The sequence below is a fragment of the Pauljensenia sp. 27098_8_83 genome, assembly GCF_041432695.1.
In the GTDB taxonomy this organism is placed as follows: domain Bacteria; phylum Actinomycetota; class Actinomycetes; order Actinomycetales; family Actinomycetaceae; genus Pauljensenia.
This window is the reverse complement of record NZ_JAPWAD010000023.1, coordinates 1-25,045: the sequence shown is the minus strand read 5'-3', so window position 1 is coordinate 25,045 and position 25,045 is coordinate 1. Positions and strand designations below refer to the sequence as shown.

Annotated in this window: 19 protein-coding genes and 4 tRNA genes; 19 read left to right on the top strand and 4 right to left on the bottom strand. The window is 66.3% G+C overall.

Going from position 1 to position 25,045, the window contains the following annotated elements:
- The first annotated feature begins 72 nt into the window (after positions 1-72).
- The 4 genes from O3656_RS08520 to O3656_RS08505 all read left to right on the top strand — a co-directional run bounded on the left by O3656_RS08520 (position 73) and on the right by O3656_RS08505 (position 4,784).
- Positions 73-1,557: an alanine/glycine:cation symporter family protein gene (locus tag O3656_RS08520; protein ID WP_500063562.1), complete on the top strand. Its 1,485-nt coding sequence runs from the start codon at positions 73-75 to the stop codon at positions 1,555-1,557.
- A 116-nt stretch (positions 1,558-1,673) separates the two neighbouring features.
- Positions 1,674-2,441 (top strand): fumarylacetoacetate hydrolase family protein, encoded by a 768-nt coding sequence (locus tag O3656_RS08515; protein ID WP_500063561.1) that lies wholly within the window; start codon positions 1,674-1,676, stop codon positions 2,439-2,441.
- A gap of 103 nt (positions 2,442-2,544) precedes the next feature.
- The gene (locus O3656_RS08510; RefSeq protein WP_500063587.1) at positions 2,545-3,990 is read left to right on the top strand and encodes a purine-cytosine permease family protein; all 1,446 of its coding nucleotides are present in this window, start codon (positions 2,545-2,547) and stop codon (positions 3,988-3,990) included.
- Positions 3,987-4,784, top strand: coding sequence for a purine-nucleoside phosphorylase (locus O3656_RS08505; RefSeq protein WP_500063559.1), 798 nt, complete (start codon positions 3,987-3,989; stop codon positions 4,782-4,784). Before O3656_RS08510 ends, O3656_RS08505 begins: the two co-directional genes overlap by 4 nt.
- Positions 4,785-4,866: 82 nt before the next feature.
- Here the strand turns inward: O3656_RS08505 and O3656_RS08500 are convergent, their stop codons facing one another.
- Positions 4,867-6,039: a MalY/PatB family protein gene (locus O3656_RS08500; protein ID WP_500063558.1), complete on the bottom strand. Its 1,173-nt coding sequence runs from the start codon at positions 6,037-6,039 to the stop codon at positions 4,867-4,869.
- 144 nt (positions 6,040-6,183) lie between these two features.
- On the opposite strand from O3656_RS08500, the gene gltX reads away from it, so the two are divergent.
- From gltX to pulA, 5 genes are all read left to right on the top strand, one after another.
- Positions 6,184-7,689, top strand: coding sequence for a glutamate--tRNA ligase (gene gltX, locus O3656_RS08495; protein ID WP_500063556.1), 1,506 nt, complete (start codon positions 6,184-6,186; stop codon positions 7,687-7,689).
- A 199-nt stretch (positions 7,690-7,888) separates the two neighbouring features.
- Positions 7,889-7,960, top strand: a tRNA-Gln gene (locus tag O3656_RS08490).
- 27 nt (positions 7,961-7,987) lie between these two features.
- Positions 7,988-8,060, top strand: a tRNA-Glu gene (locus tag O3656_RS08485).
- A 20-nt stretch (positions 8,061-8,080) separates the two neighbouring features.
- Positions 8,081-8,156, top strand: a tRNA-Glu gene (locus O3656_RS08480).
- 157 nt (positions 8,157-8,313) lie between these two features.
- The gene (gene pulA / locus O3656_RS08475) at positions 8,314-12,402 is read left to right on the top strand and encodes a pullulanase-type alpha-1,6-glucosidase (RefSeq protein ID WP_500063555.1); all 4,089 of its coding nucleotides are present in this window, start codon (positions 8,314-8,316) and stop codon (positions 12,400-12,402) included.
- Positions 12,403-12,481: 79 nt separating this feature from the next.
- Here pulA and O3656_RS08470 read toward each other — a convergent pair whose 3' ends face one another.
- Positions 12,482-13,219: an IclR family transcriptional regulator gene (locus O3656_RS08470; protein ID WP_003793025.1), complete on the bottom strand. Its 738-nt coding sequence runs from the start codon at positions 13,217-13,219 to the stop codon at positions 12,482-12,484.
- Positions 13,220-13,390: 171 nt separating this feature from the next.
- On the opposite strand from O3656_RS08470, the gene leuC reads away from it, so the two are divergent.
- The 5 genes from leuC (at position 13,391) to O3656_RS08445 (ending at position 18,666) form a co-directional block, all read left to right on the top strand.
- The gene (gene leuC / locus O3656_RS08465; RefSeq protein ID WP_500063554.1) at positions 13,391-14,791 is read left to right on the top strand and encodes a 3-isopropylmalate dehydratase large subunit; all 1,401 of its coding nucleotides are present in this window, start codon (positions 13,391-13,393) and stop codon (positions 14,789-14,791) included.
- Between the two features lie 75 nt (positions 14,792-14,866).
- The gene (gene leuD, locus O3656_RS08460) at positions 14,867-15,499 is read left to right on the top strand and encodes a 3-isopropylmalate dehydratase small subunit (RefSeq protein WP_016461243.1); all 633 of its coding nucleotides are present in this window, start codon (positions 14,867-14,869) and stop codon (positions 15,497-15,499) included.
- A gap of 68 nt (positions 15,500-15,567) precedes the next feature.
- On the top strand, positions 15,568-16,893 hold the full coding sequence (murA, locus tag O3656_RS08455) for a UDP-N-acetylglucosamine 1-carboxyvinyltransferase (RefSeq protein WP_500063552.1): 1,326 nt from the start codon (positions 15,568-15,570) through the stop codon (positions 16,891-16,893).
- Positions 16,894-16,897: 4 nt separating this feature from the next.
- A complete protein-coding gene (locus tag O3656_RS08450; protein ID WP_500063551.1) occupies positions 16,898-17,842 on the top strand; it encodes a diacylglycerol/lipid kinase family protein in 945 nt (314 codons plus the stop codon).
- A 50-nt stretch (positions 17,843-17,892) separates the two neighbouring features.
- The gene (locus tag O3656_RS08445; protein WP_500063550.1) at positions 17,893-18,666 is read left to right on the top strand and encodes a lysophospholipid acyltransferase family protein; all 774 of its coding nucleotides are present in this window, start codon (positions 17,893-17,895) and stop codon (positions 18,664-18,666) included.
- Here O3656_RS08445 and O3656_RS08440 read toward each other — a convergent pair.
- Positions 18,663-19,304, bottom strand: a complete 642-nt coding sequence (locus tag O3656_RS08440) for an AMIN-like domain-containing (lipo)protein (RefSeq protein ID WP_500063549.1) — start codon at positions 19,302-19,304, stop codon at positions 18,663-18,665. The genes O3656_RS08445 and O3656_RS08440 overlap by 4 nt on opposite strands.
- Positions 19,305-19,368: 64 nt before the next feature.
- On the opposite strand from O3656_RS08440, the gene O3656_RS08435 reads away from it, so the two are divergent.
- The 5 genes from O3656_RS08435 (at position 19,369) to O3656_RS08415 (ending at position 23,853) form a co-directional block, all read left to right on the top strand.
- On the top strand, positions 19,369-20,388 hold the full coding sequence (locus O3656_RS08435; protein ID WP_500063548.1) for an NAD(P)H-dependent glycerol-3-phosphate dehydrogenase: 1,020 nt from the start codon (positions 19,369-19,371) through the stop codon (positions 20,386-20,388).
- A gap of 50 nt (positions 20,389-20,438) precedes the next feature.
- Entirely contained in the window at positions 20,439-21,575 is a 1,137-nt protein-coding gene (locus tag O3656_RS08430) for a D-alanine--D-alanine ligase family protein (protein ID WP_500063547.1), read from the top strand.
- A 52-nt stretch (positions 21,576-21,627) separates the two neighbouring features.
- Entirely contained in the window at positions 21,628-22,545 is a 918-nt protein-coding gene (locus O3656_RS08425) for an ATP-grasp domain-containing protein (RefSeq protein WP_500063546.1), read from the top strand.
- 91 nt (positions 22,546-22,636) lie between these two features.
- Positions 22,637-22,712 (top strand) — tRNA-His (locus tag O3656_RS08420).
- A gap of 82 nt (positions 22,713-22,794) precedes the next feature.
- Positions 22,795-23,853 carry an NAD(P)-dependent alcohol dehydrogenase gene (locus O3656_RS08415; protein WP_500063545.1) on the top strand — a complete coding sequence of 353 codons (1,059 nt, stop codon included), beginning with the start codon at positions 22,795-22,797 and terminating at the stop codon, positions 23,851-23,853.
- Between the two features lie 444 nt (positions 23,854-24,297).
- Here the strand turns inward: O3656_RS08415 and O3656_RS08410 are convergent, their stop codons facing one another.
- Entirely contained in the window at positions 24,298-24,642 is a 345-nt protein-coding gene (locus tag O3656_RS08410) for an IS3 family transposase (RefSeq protein WP_500063543.1), read from the bottom strand.
- Positions 24,643-25,045 lie beyond the last annotated feature (403 nt).

Sequence of the window (25,045 nt, the reverse complement as noted above, 5' to 3'; positions counted from 1 at the left end):
TGCGTCCCGCGAAGCGCGCGAGGCCCCGCGACGCAACCATGGCCTCGTCGATAGACACCCCGGGAGGCTCCTGTGGAACACATTGCCCAGATCGAGCAGCACATCGCTGACTGGATCACGATGCACCTGACGATCTTTATCCTGATCGGCGTGGGCCTCGTCCTGACGGTCGTCTCCCGCGCCGTGCAGCTGCGTCTCTTCCCGGAGATGGTGCGCACGGTTCTCGGATCGCGCAAGGGAGCCGACGGCGGCATCTCCTCCTTCCAGGCCTTCGCGATCTCACTGGCCGCGCGCGTGGGCATCGGCAACGTGTTCGGCGTGGCCGCGGCGCTTATGTTTGGCGGCCCGGGCGCGATCTTCTGGATGTGGGTCGTGGCCCTGGTCGGCATGGCGACCGCGTTCTTCGAGGCGACGCTGGCCCAGATCTTCAAGGTGAAGCACTCCGATGGTTCCTTCCGCGGCGGCCCGGCCTACTACATCAAGCGCGGCATGAAGAACCGCGTCCTGGCCAACGTCTTCGCCGTCATCACGGTAGTGACCTGCGGCGTCGTCATCACGTCCGTGCAGTCCAACGCGATTGCGGGCACGCTCACGAGCGCCTTCGGGGAGGCCGCCAAGCAGCCCCTGCCCGGCGCGGGCGGCTTCTCCGCCGCCCAGCTCACGGTCGCCGGCCTCATCTTCGTCTTCTCCGCGATGGTCATCTTCGGCGGCATCCGCACCGTCGCCCGCGTCACCGAGTGGATGGCCCCGATCATGGCGACCGTCTACGTCATTATGGTCGCCATCGTCTGCCTCATGAACATCACGCAGTTCGGCACCGTGCTGGGCCAGATCTTCACCTCGGCCTTCTCCGTGGACGCCACCGTCGGCGGCCTGGGCGGCGGCATCATCGCCGCGATGGTCAACGGCACCAAGCGCGGCCTCTTCTCCAACGAGGCCGGCCAGGGTACCGCTCCCAACGCCGCCGCGACCGCGACCGTGTCCCACCCGGTGCGCCAGGGCCTCATCCAGTCCCTGGGCGTCTTCATCGACACCATCGTCGTGTGCACCGCGACCGCCTTCGTCATCCTCATCGCAGGCGAAAAGGTGTGGGGCAGCGCGGACGTGAACCCCTCGAACCTGACGACCCTGGCCGTCGCCCACGAGCTGGGCGCGTGGACGATCGTCCCCATGGCGATCCTCATCTTCGTCCTGGCCTACTCCTCAATCATCGCGGCCTACGTCTACTCCGACACGAACATGTCCTTCGTCTTCGGGGATGCCCGCTGGGCGAGCTGGACCGTGCGCGTCGTGTGCGTGCTCTCTGCGACGATCGGCGCGCTGCTGACCCTGGACGTCGTGTGGAACGCCGTCGACATCGCGATGGCGGTCATGACGATCACGAACCTGGTCGCCCTGGTCTTCCTGGCCCGCTGGGTGCTCGGCGCGCTGCGCGACTACGAGACTCAGCGTCGAGGCGGCATCGAGGAACCCGTCTTCGTGGGCGAGAAGAACCCGCTGCTGCCCGGCGACGTTCCCGGCAGCGTCTGGAAGCGTCCCAAGCACAAGAAGAAGTAATAGCTGCCGACCACCTCGCCGGGTGCGCCGGGCACATGTCGTGCCTCGCGCACCCGGCGTCGTGTATGTCGGCGCTGCTCGGCGCAACGCTCGCGCGGCTGCGTTAGGCTACCGGCATGAGAATCGCACGTTTTTCCGATGGTACGAACCCGGTGTACGGCGCCCTCGAGGAGGGCTCGACGAGGCTCGTGGGGCTCAAGGGTGACCCGCTGTTCTCGCCCGTGGAGCCTTCCGGCCAGATCTACGAGCTGGACGATGTCCGCCTGCTCTCCCCGGTGATCCCGCGCTCGAAGGTCGTGGGTATCGGCGATAACTACTCGGATACCCCGATTCCGGCCGATGAACGCCCCGAGCCGCCGATCTTCCTGAAGGCCAACACCTCGGTCGTGGGCCCCGACGACCCGATCGCGATCCCCGCCTGGTCGAACAAGGTCGCCTTCGAGGGCGAGCTCGCGATCGTCATCAAGTCCCTCGCCAAGGACGTGAGCGCCTCGGACGCGCCGCAGGTGATCCTCGGTTACACGATCGCCAACGATGCGACCGCCCGCGACGCGATGACGGGCGGCCCCTGGTCTCGCGGTAAGTCCTTCGACTCGGCGTGCCCGCTGGGCCCGTGGATCACGGTCGACCCCGCCCTGGATGTTACCAATCTGTCGATCCGCTCCTACCTGAACGGCGAGATCGCTCAGGACAGCACGACGGCGCACATGATCTGGAACCCGTTCGAGCTGGTGTCCTACGTGTCTCACCAGATGACGCTGCTGCCCGGCGACGTGATCGCCACGGGTGCGCCCGCGGGTGCGCAGGTCGTTCAGGCTGGTGACCGCGTGGAGATCGAGATCGAGGGGATCGGGCACCTGACGAATCCTGTCGTCCGAGCCTAATCGTGTGACCTGTGTGATAGGATTACGTCGTTCTGACAATATCTCCGTCGCATAGGAGCACACCGTGAGCGAACCCCAGTCATCGGGCGCTCTGGCCGTCGAAATGGCCGGCCTGGACGTCATCCCCGAATCCGAACGTAAGGGAAAACCCTCTGACCTGTTCATGCCGTGGTTCGCGGCGAATATCTCGGTCCTGGGCATCTCGTGGGGCTCGTGGGTCCTCGGCTTCGGACTCTCCCTGGCCCAGGCGATCGTCGTGTCCGTCGTGGGTGTCGCGCTCTCGTTCGTCGTGTGTGGCCTTGTCGCCATCGCGGGCAAGCGCGGCTCCGCCCCGACGCTGGTCCTGTCGCGCGCGGCCTTCGGTTTCAACGGCAACCGGATTTCCGCGGCGATCTCGTGGATCCTGACGGTGGGCTGGGAGACCTTCCTGGCGATCATGGCCGTCCAGGCCACGGCCACGGTCATGGGAGCGCTCGGCTTCACGAATCACGTCGTCGCCCAGATCATCGCGCTGATCCTCGTCGTCGTCCTGGCGGCCGGCTCGGGCATCCTCGGCTTCGAGGCGATCATGAAGGTCCAGACGTGGATCACCTGGGCCACCGCAGCCCTGACGATCGTTTACCTGGTTTTGGTCGCTCCCACGATTGACTTCGCGGTCCTCTCCTCGCGTCCGTCGGCCCCGCTGACCGCGGTGCTCGGCGCGGGCTGCATGCTCCTTGTGGGCTTCGGCTTCGGCTGGATCAATGCGGCTGCGGATTACTCGCGTTACCTGCCGCGCGCTGCCTCGACGAAGGGTGTGGTCGGCTGGACGACGCTGGGTGCGGCGCTTCCCACGGTCGTCCTCGTCTTCTTCGGCATCCTCCTGGTTGGCTCGGCCGATGAGTCCCTCTCTGAGGCGATCGGTAATGATCCGATTGGCGCGCTCACGACGCTGTTGCCCACCTGGTTCCTCGTGCCCTTTGCTCTGGTTGCGATCCTGGGCCTGATTGGCGGCATCGTCATGGACATCTATTCCTCGGGCCTGTCGCTGCTGGCCACGGGCGTGCCCGTCTCGCGCCCCGTTGCCACGGCCATCGACGGTACGATCATGACGGTCGGAACGATCATCGTCGTGTTCTTCGCGGATTCCTTCCTCACGCCCTTCGCGGCGTTCCTCACGACCCTGGGCGTCGTCATCGCCGCGTGGGGCGGCGTCATGCTCGCGGATATCGCGCTGCGTCGCAAGGACTACGACGAACCCTCGCTCTTCACCCCCTCGGGTCGCTACGGCTCGGTGAACTGGGGTGCCGTCGCCTCTCTGATCGTCGGCTCGCTCGTGGGCTGGGGCCTCGTCGTGAACGCGAAAGCCTCCTGGCTGTCCTGGCAGGGCTACCTCCTCGGCCCCCTGGGTGGCCGCGAGGGTGACTGGGCGGGCGCCAACATCGGTATCCTCCTGGCGATGGTCGTGGGCTTCGTCGGCTACTGGCTGACCAGCGCGGGCCGCGTGCGCGCGCAGGAGAAGCTTCCCTCGCGCACCTACGCTGAGGGCGCAGAAGAGGGCGAGCAGTGAGCGTCGACCCGCGCTTCACTGAGGCTCTCTTGGACGACGAGGCTGTGGTCGGCGGTCGCGTCCTCACCTCCCTTGCGGGACGCCCGGATGCGCTCGTCGTGCTTGGTTCGGGCCTGGCCGAGGCCCTCGACGAGGCCTGGGGCGCGCCCGTCGCCACCGTTGCCCTGGGTGACATCCCCGGCGTCGTCGCGCCGGTCGCGGACGGTCACGGCGGCGAGCTTCGCGCCTACGAGACGCGTAGGGGAGTAGTCCTCGTGGCCACGGGCCGCACGCACCTCTACGAGGGGCTGGGGCCTCGTCCCGTCACTGCCCTGGCCCGTGCAGCTGTGGCCGCCGGTATTAGCCGCGCGGTTCTCACGAACGCGAACGGGTGCCTGAAAGACTGGGATCTCGGTGACGTCATGGCGATCACCGACCATGTGAACGTCAGCGGTGCCTCGCCCTTCGACGGGCCGCTGTTCTTGGACGTGTCGGCCGTGTGGGATGCGCAGATGACGGATGCGCTGCGCGGGGTGTGCCAACGCGAGGGAACGTACGGCATCCTGCGAGGCCCCGAGTATCAGACCATGGCAGAGAGCCGCATTCTCGCCGGCCTCGGCGTGGATTGCGTGGGCATGTCAACCGTCATGGAGGCCATCACGCTGCATGCCCTGGGCGTGCGCGTCGCCGGAATGTCGGTCGTCTCCGACCTGTCGTTCGCCGACGCGCCCACGGATCCGACCGCCGTCGTCGAGGCAGCCTCTGCCGCCCGCCAGACCGTGGTCGCAGGCATCGAGGCGGCCCTGAGCGCCTGAACGTGCCGGCACAGACGAGGCCGTGGCCGGGAGGTGGATAACCACCGTTCCCGGCCACGGCCTCGTTTCGCGCGAGAGAAGATCAGAGCAGGCCGAGGACCCGCTCGACGATCCGCGAGGCCACGTCGGGGGCGCACGCCAGGTTGATGCGCGCCCACGAGGCGTAGTCCGCGCCGAGGGTGCGGCCCTCGTTGGCGGCGATGTGGGCGCGCTCGCGCAGCGTCGCGGCGGGGGAGAGGGGTCCCAGGTCGACGCCTTCGAAGCCCCACCAGGTCAGGTACGTGCCCTCGGGGCGCACGAAGTCGATCGGGGTGTCGGCCAGGGCCCGTTCGACCAGGTCTACGTTCGAGCGGATCAGGTCCTTGACCTCGCTTTGCCAGGCGTCGCCGTGCTCGTAGGCGGCGATGGCGCCGAGCGTGCCGATGACGTTGGCGTCGTGGCGCACGTCGGCGGCGAACACGTCCCAGCGCTGCCGCAGCGCCTCGTCGGGCAGGATGACCTGAGCGGAGGGAAGTCCCGCGATGTTCCAGCCCTTCGACGCGGCGGTCGCGGTCACCGTGTGGGAGGCAAACGAGGGGCCGAGAGAGGCGTAGGAAACGAAGGGGATCGACTCATCGAGCACCAGGGAGGAGTGGATCTCGTCGGAGAACACGAGGGCGTCGTAGTCGGCGACCACGTCGTGCAGGGCGCGCAGCTCGTCCTCGCGCAGGACGCGGCCGACCGGGTTCCACGGGTTGCACAGGATGACGAGACCGGCCCCGGCCTCGAGCCCGGCGCGGATCCCCTCCAGGTCGAGCGCCCACCCGCGGCCCCCCGCGCGCGTGCCGCGCAGCGAGGGAACCTCGATGACGGGGTGGTCGAACTTGCCCGGAATCGTCAGGAAGGGCATGTAGGCGGGCGTGGGCACGATGATCGGGGCACCCGGGCGCACCAGGTGATTGATCGTCGCCTCGAGCGCGGGCAGGACCGAGGCCACGAGGCGCACCTGTGAGGCGTCCACATCCCAGCCGAAGCGACGCTTCTGGAACTCGGCGGTCGCCCCAGCCAGGCGCGGCTCCAGCCAGGTCGGCTGGTAGCCGAGCAGACCGTCGTCGATCGCTCCCTTCATCGCGTCGGCCACTTCCGGTGCCGTCCCGAAGTCCATCTCCGCCACCCACGCGCCGATCGTCGGTTCACCGCTCGCGGTCGTGATGCCCGTCCACTTGAGGGATCCGGTGCGGTAGAGGTGGGAGTCGGAAAAGAGTCGAACGGACACGCTGTCCTCCTGGATGAGTCGGTGGATGCGGCGCGGGCCGATCCCTGTGATGCAACCAGGGTATCCGCGCTCCCACCACGCGTCGCAGCGCGCCCACCCATCAAGCAAATGCAACAGCCACCGCTGGAGTAGGATGGAGGAATCATGAGTGAAACAACTGCCACCGGTGCCGACGTTCGCGTCCGCTTCTGCCCCTCGCCCACAGGAACCCCTCACGTCGGCATGGTCCGTACGTGCCTGTTCAACTGGGCCTACGCCCGCCACACGGGAGGAACCTTCGTCTTCCGTATCGAAGACACGGATGCCGCCCGTGACTCCCAGGAGTCCTTCGACCAGATCATCGAGTCCCTGCAGTGGCTGGGTCTCGACTGGGACGAGGGTATCGGTAAGGGCGGCCCGCACGGCCCCTACCGCCAGAGCGAGCGCATGGACATTTACCGTGACGTGGCCGCCCGCCTGCTTGAGGCCGGTTACGCTTACGAGTCCTACTCGACCCCCGAGGAGATCGAGGAACGCCACCGCGCCAAGGGTGAGGATCCGAAGCTCGGTTACGACGGCTTCGACCGCGATCTGACGGAGGAGCAGATCGCCGCCTACCGCGCCGAGGGCCGCAAGCCGGTCCTGCGTCTGCGCATGCCCGACGAGGACATTACGTTCACGGACCTGATCCGCGGCGAGATCACCTTCAAGGCCGGCTCTGTGCCGGACTACGTGATCGTGCGTGCCAACGGCCACCCGCTGTACACGCTGGTCAACCCCATCGATGACGCGCTCATGGAGATCACCCACGTGCTGCGCGGTGAGGATCTGCTCTCCTCGACGCCGCGCCAGATTGTCCTGTACCGCGCGCTCGAGGCGATCGGCGTCGCGAAGTTTATGCCGCGCTTCGGTCACCTGCCCTACGTCATGGGCGAGGGCAACAAGAAGCTCTCCAAGCGCGACCCCGAGTCGAACCTGCTGCTGCACAAGGCTGCCGGCATGATCCCCGAGGGTCTCAACAACTACCTGGCCCTCCTGGGCTGGTCGATTGCCCCGGACCGCGACATTTTCTCCATGGAGGAGATGGCCCAGGCGTTTGACATCTCGGACGTGAACCCGAACCCGGCGCGCTTCGATCAGAAGAAGGCCATCGCCATTAACGCCGAGCACATTCGTCTGTTGGATGGCGAGGACTTCCGCGGTCGCCTGGTTCCCTTCCTGCATCGCGACGAGCTGGTGTCGGCCGACTCCTTCGAGGCGCTGACCGATCGCGAGCGTGAGATCCTCACGGAGGCCGCTCCGCTCGTCCAGACGCGCATCCAGGTGCTCGGTGAGGCCTCGGGTATGCTTGGCTTTCTTTTCGTTGCTGACGACGCGCTGGAGATGGACGAGAAGGCTGTCTCCAAGCTGAAGGACAACGCCGTGGACGTCCTGGACGCCGCCATTGAGACCGTCGAGGGCCTCGGTGAGTTCACGACCACTTCGCTGGAGGAGTCCCTGCGCGCTCGCATCGTCGACGAGATGGGTGTCAAGCCCCGCCTGGCCTTCGGCCCGCTGCGCGTCGCCGTGACCGGACGCCAGGTCTCCCCGCCGCTGTTCGAGTCCATGGAGATCCTGGGTCGGCAGTCCTCGCTGGCCCGCCTGCGCTCCCTGCGCGCCTCCCTGGCCTGATCGCTGCGTTCGGCCCCGGCCTCGTGTCCTTTTTTCTGGGACGAGGCCGGGGCTTCGTCGTGCGTGGAGGAGGCTCGGTCGTGGGGGAGTAGCGCATGGGTGATCGGGACCACTGGCCTTCGATTTGGCATGGGGGCCTCAGTCCGCTACAGTTATCTCCTGTCGCCAGCGACGTGAAAACGAAGCGGGTGATACCCAATGGGGTATGGTGTAATTGGCAACACAGCTGATTCTGGTTCAGCCATTCTAGGTTCGAGTCCTGGTACCCCAGCGATCTGAAACGAAAGTTTCAGTGAAGGCCCCCATCGTCTAGCGGCCTAGGACGACGCCCTCTCACGGCGTTAACGCCGGTTCAAATCCGGCTGGGGGTACGGTTCATCAGTGAATCAAGGCCCCCATCGTCTAGCGGCCTAGGACGACGCCCTCTCACGGCGTTAACGCCGGTTCAAATCCGGCTGGGGGTACCAGTAACCTCGTCACCATTGTAGTGACGAGGTTTTTTGTTAACCACTCGGTCCGCGTTTTGTCTTGTCCTTTGCAGAAAAGTTTCGGAACCGTTGCAGTGTGTCTAACCTAGAAGCAGCCCCCATGGGAGGGGACCGCTTTTAGACGAGGGAGTCTGTCGTGACATACCGACTCAACAGGACGACGCTGCGCCGAGCGCTGGGCGTTGGCGCTGCAATTGCTGTGATGGGGGGTGTTGTGCCAGCCGCGTGGGCTGCTCCCGAGACGGATGCGTCAAACCAGGGCAGTGTGGCGACTACCGCCGATGCGGGAGGTGCGCAAGCGAGCGCGGACGTCCTGGTGACAATCCCCGGCAGCCATAACAAGGCGATGGGATGCGACGCCGATTGGGCGCCAGACTGCGCTAAGGCGGCGCTCACGCGTGACGCGACCGGTGTCTACAGCGCGACGTTCACCCTGCCGGCCGGAGACTACCAGTACAAGGTCGCTGAGGGTGGCTCCTGGGATACGGCCTACGGTGCCGGGGGCGCAGCGGGGGGAGCGAACATCTCCTATACACTCAACGAAACGACGTCTGTGACCTTCTATTACGACCGGGCGACGCACCGCGTGTGGAATACGGCGACCGATCAGACGGTGACGCTGCCCGGTACGTTCCAGAAGGCGCTCGGCTGTTCAGACAACTGGCAGGCTCAGTGTCTGGCGCCTCTGTTGGAGCCGACGGGCGATGGCACGTACACGTATTCGACCACCGCGTTGCCCGAGGGTGACTACGAGTTCAAGGTTGCCATCGGCGGATCCGACAACGAGAATTACGGGCAGGATGGCACCGTCGGCGGAGCCAACTATCAGTTTGCAACGAAAGCGAACAAGCTCGTGACCTTCACCTACGATTCTTCGACGCACAAGGTTGCTATCGCCAGCGCTGACGCCCCGGTCGCAGGCAACGGTGAGCAGCGCGCCTACTGGGTGACCTCGAACATTCTCGCGTGGCCGACCTCCCTTCTGCCTGAAGGCGTCACACGGGCGCAGGTGCTGGACGGCTCTGCGAAGCTGTCCTACGAGCTGGTGACCGCCCCTGAGGGTGGCGCAGGACTGTCGAACGGTGCGGTCACTGGGGCCACGACGACCGCCCTGACCGTGGCCGGCGACCTGCCCGCTGAAGTGACGACGGCGCATCCCAATCTCAACGGCTACATCGCGCTGAAGGCCCCCATCGACGAGGCCGTGGCTCGCGAGGCCCTCACCGGTCAGATCGCGGTCGCCCAGAAGTCGGGGGAGAGCGTCAACGCTTTTACCGGCGTGCAGATCGCTCCTGTCCTCGACTCCCTGTACGCGCAGGCGGCCACCCAGGCCTCGTATGGCGTGAATTGGAACGAGGCCGGAAACCCGACGTTCGCGCTGTGGGCACCCACGGCGAAGAGCGTGGCGCTGGTGTCGTGGAACACCTCCACGCCGAGCGGTTCCGACGCTGATATCCCAGGCGATGGCCTGCGCACCGAAGCGGTGCGTGGCGACGACGGTCGTTGGAGCGTGGACAACGCTGCCGGCGAGATCCACGAGGGCGCCCAGTACCTGTGGGAGGTCACCGTCTACGTGCCCGAAACGGGCAAGGTCGAGAAGAACCTCGTGACCGATCCCTACTCGGTGAGCCTGACAGTGGACTCGACGCGTTCGGTCGCAGTCAACATGAATAACCCTTCAACCGTGCCCGCCGTGTGGACGAACTCGAAGGCACCCGTCATCCAGGATGATGCGCAGCGCTCGATCTACGAGCTGCACGTGCGCGATTTCTCCGCTGCCGACACCTCGGTGCCCGAGTACATGCGCGGCACCTACATGGCCTTCACGCAGTTCGAATCCAACGGCATGCGTCACCTGGACGAGCTGGCCCGCGCCGGCATGAACACGGTGCACCTGCTGCCCACCTTCGACATCGCGACGATCCCCGAGAAGCGCGCCGAGCAGAAGACGCCAGCAATCCCCGAGGATGCTGGCCCGGCGTCCGAGGAACAGCAGGCCGCGGTGTCCGCAGTGGCGGACCAGGACGCCTACAACTGGGGTTACGACCCGCTGCACTGGATGGCCCCCGAGGGCTCCTACGCGACGTCCTCGCATCAGAACGGTGGCGCGCGCGTGCGTGAATTCCGCTCCATGGTGGGCGGGCTGCACTCGATCGGCATGCAGGTGGTCCTCGACCAGGTGTACAACCACACGCCCGCGGCGGGACAGTCGGCCACCTCCGTGCTTGACCGAGTCGTGCCCGGCTACTACCAGCGCCTCAATGCCTCTGGCGGTGTCGAGACCTCGACCTGCTGCTCGAACGTCGCGACCGAAAATGCGATGAGCGAGCACCTCATGATCGACTCGATGATCCACTGGGCGAAGTACTACCACGTCGATGGCTTCCGCTTTGATCTCATGGGCCACCACCCGGCCGCTGAGATGAAGCGCGCGCAGGAGGCTCTGAAGTCCCTGACGCTCGAGAAGGACGGTGTGGACGGTTCGCGCCTGTACATCTACGGCGAGGGCTGGAACTTCGGTGAGGTCGCGAACAACGCGCTGTTCACCCAGGCCACCCAGGGTCAGCTGGACGGCACGGGCATCGGCGCGTTCAACGACCGTCTGCGTGACGCCGTGCACGGCGGCGGTCCCTTCGACGAGGACCACCGCGTCTTCCAGGGCTTCGGCTCGGGCGCGTTCTCGGACTTCAACGGCCTCGACACCCGCCCGGAGTCGGAGCGTCGCGCCGACTACCTGCACCGCGTGGACCTGGTGAAGCTGGGCCTGGCGGGCAACCTGAAGGACTACACGCTGACCACCTACGACGGCAAGACCGTCTCGGGTGCCCAGCTGGACTACAACGGTCAGGGCGCGGGGTTTGCCTCCCAGCCTGCCGAGAACGTCAACTACGTGGATGCTCACGACAACGAGACGCTTTTCGACCTGGTCACCTACAAGATGCCGGCGGATGCTCCCATGGAGAACCGCGTGCGCATGTCGCTGATCAGCCAGGCCTCCGTGGCCCTGTCGCAGTCGCCCTCCTTCTGGGCGTCGGGCACGGAGATGCTGCGCTCGAAGTCCCTGGACCGCGACTCCTTCAACTCCGGTGATTACTACAACGCGATCGACTGGACCATGCACGACAACGGTTTTGGCCACGGCCTGCCCGTGAAGTCAAAGAACGGCGCGGCCTGGGATCACATGCGTCCGCTGCTGGAGAACCCCGATCTGAAGCCGAGCCCCGAGCAGATCGATACCTCCTCGGAGATCGCGATGGACTTCCTGCGCGTGCGCTCGTCCTCGCGCCTGTTCACGCTGGGCAGCGCCGATCTGATTCGTTCCAAGGTGTCCTTCCCGAACTCGGGTGAGGGGGCCGTGGACGGCACGATTGTCATGCTCATTAACGACGAGGCCGGGGCGGGCAACGACGTTGACGCGGCGCTCGACGGTGCTCTCGTCGTCTTTAACGCGACGGATAAGACCATGACGACGGCTGTTGATGGCCTGGCAGGGCGCGTCTTCAAGCTGCACGAGGCTCAGGCGAATGGCTCTGACGCGGTCGTCAAGGACGCATCCTTCGACGCGAAGACGGGTTCCGTGACGGTGCCCGCTCGCACGGTTGCTGTCTTCACGCAGGCGGCGGGCGACCGCATCGATCCGAACGCCAACCCGGCTCCGGACCCGGAGACTGCCCAGTGGGTCGCCTCCGGTGATGGCCGCTGGTGGCTGCGCTACGCGGACGGAAGCTACCCCGCGAACGAGCGCGTTGTGCGCGGAGGCGTCACCTATTCCTTCGACGCGAATGGCTGGATGAAGACCGGCTGGCAGGTCGAGGACGGCGCATGGCGCTACTACGCCCCGTCCGGCGCGATGGCGACCGGTTGGGCTGCCGTGGGCGGCACCTGGTACTACCTGGATCCCGATACCGGGGCCATGGCGACCGGCTGGCTCAAGGATGGCAACATCTGGTACTACCTGAACGGAAGCGGTTCGATGGCCACCGGCTGGGTGAACCTGGGCGGTGCCTGGTACTACCTGAACGGTAACGGCACGATGGCCACCGGTTGGGCTGCCGTGGGCGGCTCCTGGTACTACCTGACGGAGTCGGGCCAGATGGCGATCGGATGGGTCAAGGACGGCGACAGCTGGTACTTCTGCCAGGCGTCGGGCGCCATGGCGACCGGGCGTGTCGTCATCGGCGGCACGGCCTACACCTTCGACCGTTCTGGTCGCTGGGTCGCGTAGCGGGAGCCCTGAAACGGCGGGTGGGCCGGGACGATTCAATCGTCCCGGCCCACCCGTTTCTGTTGTCGGCGGTTGCGGCTTACAGGTCCGCGGCGTCTTCGACGGTGGAGAGGAACTCCGTGAGCCTGTTGGCGGCCGCCATGACGGAGGGGCCGTGCTGGCGTCCGGGCTGGCGACCCATGCGCTCGATGGGGCCGGAGATCGACAGGGCTGCCAGGACGCGGCCGGACGGGCCGCGCACGGGTGCGGAGACGGAGGCAACGCCCGGCTCGCGCTCGCCCACGGACTGTGCCCAGCCGCGGCGGCGCACCTCGGAGAGCATCGTGGCGTTGAAAGACGCACCGTATAGGCCACGGTGGAGACGGTCGGGCTCTTCCCAGGCCAGTAGAACCTGAGCGGCAGAACCGGCGCTCATGGAGAGCGTGGCGCCCACGGGGATCGAGTCGCGCAGGCCCATCTCGCGTTCGGACGCCGCCACGCACACGCGGTAATCTCCCTGGCGGCGGAAGAGCTGGGAGGATTCCTTCGTGTGGTCGCGCAGTGCCTGGAGGACCGGCATGGATGCCTGGAGGAGGCGGTCTTCGCCGGCGGCGGAGGAGAGTTCCTGGAGGCGGGGGCCGAGGATAAAACGTCCCTGCATGTCGCGGGCGACCATGCGGTGGTATTCGAGGGCAACGGCCAGTCGGTGGGCGGTGGGGCGTGCGAGCCCCGTGCTGGAAACGAGTTGGGCGAGGGTGGCGGGTCCTGCTTCAAGAGCGCTGAGAACCAGCGCAGCTTTGTCAAGAACGCCAACGCCACTGGATGTTTGCTCTTCCATACAACTATTTAATATCTCAGCTTTTGAGATAGCAAATTGTCGGATAGTGAAACAGGTCAAAGGTGCGTCCGAGACGTGAGATCAGCGGGTCGCATGGCGGATAAGGCGGTTCCATTGATTGCGACGTACGTATGACACCGTGTCTCCAAAGTGGGGACCAGAGGAGGAATAATGAGCGGAACGATGGCAGAAAAGGTGTGGCGAGACCACATTGTGTCCAAGGGGGAGAACGGTGCCCCCGACCTGCTCTACATCGACCTCCACCTCGTGCATGAAGTGACGAGCCCCCAGGCGTTCGAGGGGCTGCGCCTCGCCGGACGACAGGTTCGCCGCCCCGATCTGACGATTGCGACTGAGGATCACAACACGCCCACGGTCAACATCGACCTGCCCATCGCAGACATCACGAGCCGCACCCAGATCGACACCCTGCGCAAGAACGCCGAGGAGTTCGGCATTCGCCTGCATTCCCTGGGGGACGCCGACCAGGGCATCGTTCACGTCGTCGGCCCTCAGCTGGGCCTGACCCAGCCTGGCATGACCATCGTGTGCGGCGACTCCCACACCTCCACGCACGGCGCGTTCGGCGCACTGGCCTTCGGCATCGGCACCAGCCAGGTTGAGCACGTGCTCGCCACCCAGACCCTGCCGATGGCCCCCTTTAAGACCATGGCGATTACGGTGAACGGATCCCTGCCTGAGGGATCGACGGCCAAGGACATCATCCTCGCCGTCATCGCCAAGATCGGCACCGGCGGCGGCCAGGGTTACGTCCTGGAATACCGCGGTCAGGCGATCCGCGAGCTCTCCATGGAGGGCCGTATGACGATTTGCAACATGTCGATCGAGGCCGGTGCCCGCGCCGGCATGATCGCCCCCGATCAGACGACCTTCGACTACATCAAGGGCCGCCCCCACGCCCCCGAGGGCGAGGACTGGGATCGCGCCGTCGAATACTGGTCCTCCCTCGCCTCCGATGAGGACGCTGTCTTCGACGCCGAGGTCGTCCTCGAGGCTGCCGACATCGAGCCCTTCGTCACCTGGGGCACCAACCCCGGCCAGGGCGTGCCGCTCTCGGCCACCGTCCCCGCCCCCGAGGACTTCGCTGACGAGACGGCCCGCGCGGCCGCCGAGCGTGCCCTCGAATACATGGACCTCACAGCCGGCACCCCGATGCGCGAGATCGCCGTGAACACGGTCTTCATCGGCAGCTGCACGAACGGGCGCATCGAAGACCTGCGCGCCGCCGCCAGCGTCGTCAAGGGCCGCCACAAGGCCGAGGGCGTGCGCGTCATGGTCGTGCCCGGCTCCGCCCGCGTGCGCCTGCAGGCCGAGGCTGAGGGCCTCGACAAGATCTTCACCGACTTCGGCGCCGAATGGCGCAACGCCGGTTGCTCCATGTGCCTGGGCATGAACCCCGACACGATGAACGCGGGAGACCGCTCGGCCTCCACCTCCAACCGCAACTTCGAAGGCCGCCAGGGCAAGGGCAGCCGCACGCACCTGGTGTCCCCGCTCGTCGCGGCTGCCACCGCTGTGCGAGGCACCCTGTCCTCCCCGGCCGACCTCTGAGGCCCGCCCTCCGCCACCCGACAGCGGGGGAGGGCCCCGGCCTCGTCCCCCACGGAAGAAAAGACTGACGTACCCATGGAAAAGTTCATCACCCACACCGGCATCGGCGTCCCGCTGCGCCGCTCCAACGTCGACACCGACCAGATCATCCCCGCCGTCTACCTCAAGCGCGTGACCCGCACCGGCTTCGAGGACGCTCTCTTCGCTGCCTGGCGTGGCGACCCGGAGTTCGTCCTCAACCAGGACGCCTACAAGAACGGCTCCGTCCTGATCGCCGGCCCCGACTTCGGCACCGGCTCCTCGCGTGAGCACGCCGTGTGGGCGCTCAAGGACTACGGCTTCCGCGTCGTCCTGGCCCCCAAGTTCGCCGACATTTTCCGCGGAAACTCCGGCAAGCAGGGCCTGGTCACCGGCATCATTTCCCAGGAGGACTGCGAGTCCCTGTGGAAGCTCCTCGAGGCCGAGCCCGGCACCGAGGTCACCGTGTCGCTGGAGGATAAGACCTGGCGCGCCGGTGCGATCTCGGGCACCTTCCAGATCGACGACTACGTGCGCTGGACCCTCATGGAGGGACTGGATGACATCGCCCTGACCTTGCGCCACGAGGACGAGATCGCGGCTTACGAAGCGGCGCGCCCCTCCTTCAAGCCGCGCACGCTGCCGGCGAAATTCCTGCCCAAGGAAGACGTCGTCTCCGCTCGCGACTGAACGCACTGCGCATACTGGCCCCTACCTAGCTAGAGTAGGGGCCAGTTACGTCATAGTGAGGAGCACTCATGTCATCGATCCTTCAGGTTGAGGGCGGCCATCCGCTGCGCGGTGAGATCACGGTGCGCGGCGCGAAAAACTTCGTCCCCAAGGCGATGGTCGCGTCGCTGCTCGCCGACACCCCCTCTGAGCTCTACAACGTGCCGCTGATCCGCGACACGGACGTGGTCTCGGATCTGCTGAGCCTGCACGGCGTCCAGATCGACTTCGATCAGGACCGCGGCACGCTGCGCATGGACCCCTCCAACGTCAAGATTGCTTCGCGCTCGGATATCGACACGCTTGCCGGTGCCTCGCGTATCCCGATCCTGTTCTGCGGCCCGCTGCTGCACCAGCTGGGCGAAGCGTTCATCCCCGAGCTGGGTGGCTGTGCGATCGGTGGCCGTCCCATCGACTTCCACCTGGAGACGCTGCGCAAGTTCGGCGCGATCGTCGACAAGCAGCCCGACGGCGTGCACATCACGCGTCCCGCCTCCGGCCTGCACGGCGCGATTATCGAGCTGCCCTTCCCGTCCGTGGGCGCGACCGAGCAGACCCTGCTCACGGCCGTGCGCAACGAGGGCATTACGACGCTGAAGGGCGCGGCGATCGAGCCGGAGATCCTCGACCTCATCAACGTCCTGCAGAAGATGGGCGCGATCATCTCGGTGGACACGGACCGTACGATCCGTATCGAGGGCGTCGCGAAGCTGACCGGCTACCGTCACACGGCTCTGCCGGATCGCATCGAGGCTGCCTCGTGGGCGGCGGCCGCCCTGGCTACCCGCGGCGACATCTACGTGCGCGGCGCGCACCAGCCCGACATGACGACGTTCCTCAACACCTTCCGCAAGGTGGGCGGCGCCTTCGACATCGACGCTGATGGCATTCGCTTCTACCACCCGGGCGAGCCGCTGCACTCGATCGCCCTGGAGACCGCCGTGCACCCGGGCTTCATGACGGACTGGCAGCAGCCCCTCGTCGTGGCGCTCACCCAGGCCGAGGGCCTGTCGATCGTGCATGAGACCGTCTACGAGAATCGTTTCGGTTTCACCGAGGCGCTGCGCAAGATGGGCGCGAACATTCAGGTCTACCGCGAGTGCCTGGGTGGAACCCCCTGTCGTTTTGGTCAGAAGAACTACTACCACTCGGCCGTCATCTCGGGTCCGACCCCGCTGCACAGCGCGGATATTGAGGTCCCGGATCTGCGCGGTGGTTTCTCGCACCTGATCGCAGCCCTGGCCGCGACGGGCACGTCCACTGTGTCGGGTATCGACGTGATTTCTCGCGGCTACGAGCACTTCACGCGCAAGCTCCATCAGCTGGATGCGCGCGTGCGTTACCTGGACGTCTGAGATCATGGGCGCATCGGGCGCGCGACGCAGCATTTTGTTGCTGGTCTCGTCGATGTCGGCGGGCGGGCGCAGCGTGCGCCTGGGCCCGCGCATCGTGCGCATCCTGCGTGGTGGCGGCTGGGAGGTCGCGGTTCGCCTGACGACTCCCGGTGACGACCCGGCGGCGATCGCCGGTGGGGTTGCCGCGGGCTCAATCGTCGCGGCCTTGGGCGGGGACGGGTATCTGAGCGCGGTTGCGCGCGGGTGCCACGAGTCCGACGCGATCTTCGCTCCCATGCCGGGTGGGCGCGGTAACGACCTGTGCCGCGCGCTGGGTATCGGCACGGATCCGCTGGCCCGCGCACGCTCCCTGGCGCGCCTCGGCTTGACGTCCGACGAGGCCGGGGCGCTCTCCTCCGATTCCCTGACCTCTCGGGTGCGTCCCCTGGACGGTATGTGGGTGCGCTCGCGCGAGGGCGTGCGCCTCGCCCTCGGGGTCGTGTCGATCGGCCTGGATGCCCGCGCGAACATCCTCGCGAACGAGTCCTCGCTGACGTCTGGACCGCTGGCCTACGGCTACGGGGCCTTCGCGGCCCTGGCCTCGCACGAACCCACCGAGATCGTGGTGACCGTGGACGGGGTTGAGCGCAACATGAGCGGCTGGATCGCGTCGGTGTCTAATTCGGGGCGTTTCGGCGGCGGTATCACCCTGGTGGAATCCTCCGACATGAGCGACGGCGTCCTCGAGGTGTGCCACGTCGGCCCCCTGCCTCTCTCTCTCGCTCTGCCGGTGCTCGCCAGCGTCGTCGCCGGACGAGCGAAGGCTCACCCCGCCATTGAAGTGGAGAGCGCGCGTGTCGTCTCTTTCGCCGCGCCCATGGGAACCATCGCGATGGCAGATGGGGATCGTGTCGCCTCGATTCCCTTCACCGTGGATGTTGCCCCGGGAGTCGTGTCCGTCCTCGTGTGAGGTCCGTGTGGGCCAGCGCGCCGGCGGAGCGGTCCCCGTAGAATGAAGCCATGAGTGCTGTCTCCGGCTTTTACACCTTCGCGAAGGGCGTGCTGACGCCCATCATGACGCCCTGGATCAAGTTCACCGTGACGGGCGAAGAGAACCTGCCCGCCGAGGGCGGCTTCCTCCTGGTGCCCAACCACCTGTCCAACGTGGACCCGCTGTGCCTGTGCTGGTACTTCATGAAGCGCGACACCGCCGTGCGCTTCCTGGCGAAGAAGTCGATGTTCTCCGTGCCCGTGTTCGGCTGGATCATCAAGGGCATGGGGCTGATTCCCGTCAACCGCGACTCCAACCCCTCGGCCGTCCTGGCACCCACCCGCGAGGCCCTGAAAGCCGGCGAGGTCGTCGGCATCTTCCCCGAGGGCACTCTCACGCGTGACCCCGACCAGTGGCCGATGGAATTCAAGTCGGGTGCCGCCCGCCTGGCCCTCGATACGGGCGTGCCCGTCATTCCCGTCTCGCAGTGGGGGCCGCAGGACATCATGGCTCCCTACAACGCCAAGGGCATCGACATGCGCCCGGGGCGCCCCGTCTCCTACCACTTTGGTGAGCCGGTCGACCTCTCCGACCTGATGAGTCCCGCGGGCTCCGAGAACCACGAGGCCGTCAACGAGGCGACCAAGCGCATCAGCGACGCCGTGCGCGCGGGCGTGGGTAAGCTACGCGGCCTGCCCGTCCCCGAGAAGGTCTGGGACCCCGCCACGCAGGCCGGTCCCTGGTGGGAGGAAGAACTCGCCAAGAAGGCAAAGAAGACGAAGAAGGCCCGTAAGAAGGGCTAATCGCGGATATCGATCACCATGCGCACCGGGTTGGACAAGAATCCGATCTGAAAGTCGCGCGCTGCGGGTGCACCGATGACGACGTGCGTGTTGTCCTCGAAGGCGCCGTCCGAGACGATATCAAGGTCCCCGGCGCGCGTATGCGTCCCGCTCGGGTAGGGGGTGTCGGAGGCCGTCATGGGCGTGCCGTCGATGACCAGATCCAGGACCGCACCTCCCTCTACCTGGATGGGCAGGCCTCGGCCCTGTTCGACGGCCTCGTCCGTCCACGCGGCTGTGCGAACCCCGGGCGTGCCCTCGCCCGAAAACTCTAGGACGACGCGTGTGAATCCCTTGTGCACTGCGGCGCGGATCCCCGTCAGCGCCAGGGCCTTGGCCGGATCATCCGGGCGCACCGGCGGCAACCCCTCCACGCTCGACATCCAGTTGTCGGCGTTGATTGGCCGCGTGCTGTCAAGCCCCGGCTCAGCAGTGGGAGCGTCGCTCGCGGACGTGGACGCTGGCGCAGTGGGGGAGTGGGAGGCGTCCGACGAGGCCGGAGCTGACTGAGGCGTATTCGTGCGGTCCCCGGGCGTACACGCGCCGAGCAGGAGGATGCAGGCCGCTGCGCTCGCGGCGAGGCTTCGGCGGTGAGACACAGTTCCTCCAGGTAACAGTCGGTTGATTCAATCCTAGTAGAATGGCCCTGACAAGGAGGTCTCGATGAGTATGACAACAGCAGCCATCCTGGGAACGGGCGCGTGGGGAACGACATTCGCGCAGGTGCTCGCCGACGCGGGTGTGGACGTGACCATGTGGGGGCGCAACGCCGACACCATCTCGTTCATCAACGGGGGAGAGAACCCGACGTACCTGCCGGGCATCGCGCTGTCGGATCGCATCAGTGCGACCGCCGAGATTACCGAGGCCGTGGCCGGTCACGAGCTCGTCGTCGTGGCCGTGCCCGTCAAGGCCGTGCGCGCCACCTTGAGCGCCGCCCGCGAGGCTTTTGCGCCCGGCGTTGCCCTCCTGTCCCTGGCCAAGGGCCTTGAGCTTGGCTCCCTCAAGCGCGTCGACGAGATCATTGCCGAGGCCTCGGGCGTACCGGCCTCTCGCATCGCGGTCCTGTCCGGCCCGAACCTGTCGCGAGAGATTGCGGAGCGCCAGCCCACGGCCACGGTCGTCGCAGCATCAGACGTGGAGCTCGCCAAGGAGATCGCGAAGGCCTGCCACAACCCCTACTTCCGCCCGTATGTTTCCACCGACGTTGTGGGCACCGAGATGGCGGGCGCTACCAAGAACGTCATCGCGGTCGCTATCGGCGCGGCCGAAGGCATGGGACTGGGGATTAACACGCGCTCGACCCTCATCACCCGCGGCCTGGCCGAGATGACGCGACTGGGTACCGCACTCGGCGCGGACCCCGCGACCTTCGCGGGCCTGTCCGGCATCGGCGACCTCGTCGCCACGTGTTCATCGCGGCTCTCGCGTAACTTCTCCCTCGGCCACCGCCTCGGCTCCGGCATGGGCCTGGCCGAGGCCCTGGCGCTGTCCCCGGGCGTCGTCGAGGGCGTTGCCTCGGCCGCCCCGATCCTGCAGGTCGCCGCATCCGTGGGAGTCGACATGCCGATCACGGGTGCCGTCGTCGAGGTCGTTGAGGGGCGCGCGAGCATCGAGGACATGGGCCGTATGCTGCTGGCACGCCCGCAAAAGATGGACGGCTGGAAAATCGAGCTCGTCTGAACGGTGTGCACGCGGGCGACAGATGCCTCCCGCGCGGTAGTCTTGGACTCATGACTGCAATTTCTCGTCCTCGTGTCCTCATCGTTTTTGGTGGACGCTCCTCCGAGCACGAAATCTCCTGCTCGACCGCCGCCGGCATCCTCACCGCCATTGATCGCACCAAGTGGGATGTCATCCCGCTGGGCATCACGCGTGACGGTCAGTGGGTGCGCGTCGCTGACGACCCGTCGGCGCTGGAATTCAAGGACGGGAAGGGCCAGTCCGTGACCGCTGGATCCACCCGCGTTGCCCTGACCCCGGGCGAGGGCAACCTCGTCGAGCTGACGTACGAGGGTGACCCGGACGCGCCGGATTCGCGCGTCGTCGGCGTGGAGGACCTGGGGCACGTGGACATCGTCTTTCCGCTCCTGCACGGCCCCTACGGCGAGGACGGCACCATCCAGGGCCTCTTCGAGATGGCGGGTGTGCGCTACGTGGGCTGCGGCGTGACCTCCTCGGCGGTGTCGATGGACAAGCATCTGACCAAGACCGTGCTCGCGGCCGCCGGTATTGACGTGGGCCACTGGGAGCTGGTCACGGCCCGTCAGTGGGACGCTGACCCCTCCGCCTGCATGGACCGCATCGAGCGCCTCGGATTCCCCGTCTTCGTCAAGCCCTGCCGCGCCGGCTCCTCCGTCGGCATCTCGCGCGTTACCTGCCGCGAGGACCTGCCCGTGGCCATCAAGGAGGCCGCGAACCACGACCCGCGCATCATCGTCGAGGCCTCCATCTCCGGCCGCGAGGTCGAGTGCGGTGTCCTCGGATCGCGCTCCGACTGGCGAAGCGGCACCGCGCCCCTGGGCGAAATCGTCATCCCCGAGGGCGAGTTCTACGACTACGAGCACAAGTACGTCGACGACGTGGTGGGCCTGTCCTGCCCGGCCGACGTGTCGCCTGAGTACGCCGATCGCATCCGTGAGACCGCGTGGCGTGCCTTCGACGCGCTCGAATGCGAGGGCCTGGCGCGCGTCGACTTCTTCCTCGACGAGGCCACCGACACCGTCATCATCAACGAAGTGAACACGATGCCCGGTTTCACCCCCATCTCGATGTACCCGCAGATGTGGGCGGCCGCCGGCGTCTCCTACTCGGATCTGCTGACCGAACTCCTCACCGAGGCCGCGCAGCGCCCGCTCGGCCTGCGCTGAGTTCCCAGCCACTGCCTCGTTAATTCCTTCACCACACGATAGAAAGATAACTATGACGGCTCACCCCAAAGTCACTCTGGTGACCTGCTCGTCCATGCCTCACCTGTTCCCCGGCGAGGAGGGCCTGCTCGATGAGCTGGCGTCGCGCGGTTGCGACCCCCAGATCAAGGTGTGGAACGATCCCGACGTCGACTGGTCCGAGGCCGGCATGGTCGTCGTGCGCTCCGTGTCCGACTATGCCTCCGACCGCCAGGCCTTCCTCGACTGGACCCGTCAGCTGACCCGCGTGCAAAACTCCAAGGACGTGCTCAACTGGAACACGGATAAGCACTACCTGAGGGATCTGGCAGCTCTCGGTATGCCGACGATTCCCACGAATTGGCTCGAGCCCGAGCAGAAGCTCTCCAAGCACCAGATTCACACGCGCTTCCCGGCTTTTGGAGAGTTCGTCGTCAAGCCCGCGGTCTCCTCCGGCGTGCGCGACATCGGCCGCTACACGACCGTCGACACGCGCCAGCGCCAGGCCGCCATGCGCCAGGTGCAGGGGCTGCTCGGCGACGGCCGCTCGGTCATGATCCAGCGCTACGTTGAGGAAATCGACTTGCACGGCGAGATCTCGCTCGTCTTCTTCAACGGACTGGTCTCCCACGCCGTCGAGAAGCGCTCGGCCCTGCACCCTGCCTCCGTCACCAACCCGGAGATGCACGAGGCCGTGGTGACCGCCGAAGCCGCCGATTCCGTCGCGTGGCAGTGGGGCGAGGAGATTCGCCGCGTCCTGCACGGCTACGTGCGCTCCCGCCTGGGTCACGATGAGCAGTTCCTGTTCAACCGCGTGGACCTGGTTCCCGACGGCAAGGGCTCCTTCCTGGTCATGGAGGTCTCCCTCGTGGACGCGGACCTGTACCTGGGCGCCACCCCCCACGCGCTCGGTAATTTCGCCGACGCGATCTCCGCTCGCGCCCACTGGTGACGCACGCCACCGCCGTGAGGGTAGTGCTCGAGTTTTCAATCTCGGATGGGTAGTGCTAAGCTCTACCCGTTGCCTTCATGGCGACGCGATGGTGGCTGTAGTTCAGTTGGTAGAGCACCTGGTTGTGGTCCAGGACGTCGCGGGTTCGAGTCCCGTCAGCCACCCCATTGCCCCGGCGCTAGTGCGCCGGGGTTTTTGTTTCTGCAGTATGCTTGTAGCATCCTTAAATGACCGGACAAAGGAGTTGTCATGCCCCGCGTGATCGCCTACGGATGCGACGATGTCACCACCCAGTTCCACCCCCTGCAGATCGACATTCGCGAGCCCGGCGAGGGTGAGATCTACTTCGATGTCGCCTACGCGGGCATCTGCCACTCCGACATCCACTCTGCCCGAGGCGAGTGGGGTCCCGTCGTCTACCCCCTCGTGCCCGGTCACGAGTTCGTCGGCATCGTCGCCAAGGTCGGCCCCGGCGTCACCAAGTTCAAGGTGGGGGACCGCGTGGGCGTGGGTTGCTTGGTCGGATCTTGCGGTTCGTGTGAGATGTGCGAATCCGGCTATGAGCAGTGGTGCACGTCGACGCCCGGCACCCTGTGGACCTATCGCGCCGATGCCGACGGAAACCCGACGACCGGCGGCTATTCGCGCGGCTTCACCGTGCGCGAGGACTTTGCGCTCCACATCCCGTCCGAACTGGATTTTGCGGCCTGTGCGCCCCTCCTGTGCGCCGGTATCACCACATACTCGCCGCTCAAGCACTACAACGTCGGTCCCGGCTCTCGCGTGGCCGTCCTCGGCATGGGCGGCCTCGGGCACGTGGGCGTGCAGATCGCCAAGGCCATGGGCGCGGAGGTCTCCGTTATCTCTCACGGCCGTTCCAAGGAAGCCGACGCCCGCCGCTTCGGTGCCGACCACTTCTACGCGACCAGCGAAGAGGGGACTCTTGAATCGCTGCGCGGATCCTTCGACCTCATCCTGTGCACCGTCTCCGCCGACGGCCTCGACTACGCCGGATACATGGCCGCCCTGCGCCCCTACGGCGTCTTCGTCGACGTGGGCCTGCCCACCGAGCCCGTTTCCCTGCCGCTGCGTGCCTTCGTCAACGGCGGCAAGTCCTTCGCGGGCTCCCAGATCGGCGGCATCGCCGAGACTCAGGAGATGCTGGACTTCTGCGCCGAGCATGGCGTCATCCCACAGGTCGAAATGATCACCGGTGAGGAGATCACCGAGGCCTACAACAATGTCGTCGCCTCGCGCGTGCGCTACCGCTACGTCGTCGACACCTCCACGTTCCCCGAAACTGCGTGAGGCGCGCGTGCCTCTGATGAGACATCCTCGGGCTGGGACTGTGTGCAAGTTGTTGACGGTTTGTTTATGCGACTGTTGTCCAGGCCGCTTGGTGTCGTTCGTATTCGATGGGGGGTGCCGCCCAGGCTGGTGTGGATGCGGCGGCGGTTGTAGAAGTCTTCGATCCAGGTGGCGACCCCCGGTGTAGACCTGGTCGCGGGTGGTGAAGGCGCGCCGGTAGTAGTACTCGGTTGTGAGGGTGGCCCACAAGGATTCGGCCATGGCGTTATCCCAGCACACTCCGGCCTGCCTCATCGACACGGTTCCTTTCACGGCGCGCATGTAGGCGGCCAGTTTCTGGGAGGTGAACTGTGTTCCCCGATCAGCGTGGGGCACGACCCCTGTGGGGAAGCCGCCACGGGTGGTAGCGGCCATGTCGAGTGCGGTGATAACCAGGTCGGTGCTTTACTGCTCACCCATGGCGTATCCGAGCAGTCGGCGCGAGTGCGCATCGCGCACGGCGCACAGGTAGACCCAGCCTTGCGCGCACCGCAGGTAGGTGCAATCCGTGATCCACACTCGGTCCAGGGCGCCTTGGTCCCACTGACGGGCGCAGTGATCCTCATGGGCCACTGGGGGACGCCCACCGCGCCTAGCTGGGCGCGGGTGCGTGTTCAGGCCTGACAGGCCTTGGCGGCGCATCGACGCGGCGACCGCCCGCACACCTACATCCACGCCCGCGCGCGTCAGGGCATGGCGGATGCGAGGAGCCCCATAGGTGCCACCCGACACCTCGTGTTCCCAGGCCACCGCCTCATCCAAACCCCTGCGCACTAGCGCGCGCTCACCCCTCACAACACGTGGAGGGGCATGAGGAAGCCGGAAAATTGGGGTATTGGAGCACTCTGACGCGTGATGTCTGCGCGCTTCTTGGCTACCGCAGCAGCTACGTACTAAACTGGTCCTACCAGTACCGGCTCGCCACGTCTTCGGATGTGGTCAGAGCCGGTCATCATGTGCCGAGGGTGTCCTATCGGAACAGAGAGGCCAAGCCCCTGGCGCAATCGTGACCTAGTGCGTGCTCGGCATCAGTGTGCTAACATGGGTGTCAACACGACCGGTTCCGCTGCCCATCTCGGTGGGAGTCCAGGGCCGGTCCCTTTCTATCTTCACGAGGTCGCATGGGGACAAAGCCGTTCAAGAGCTATGAGGA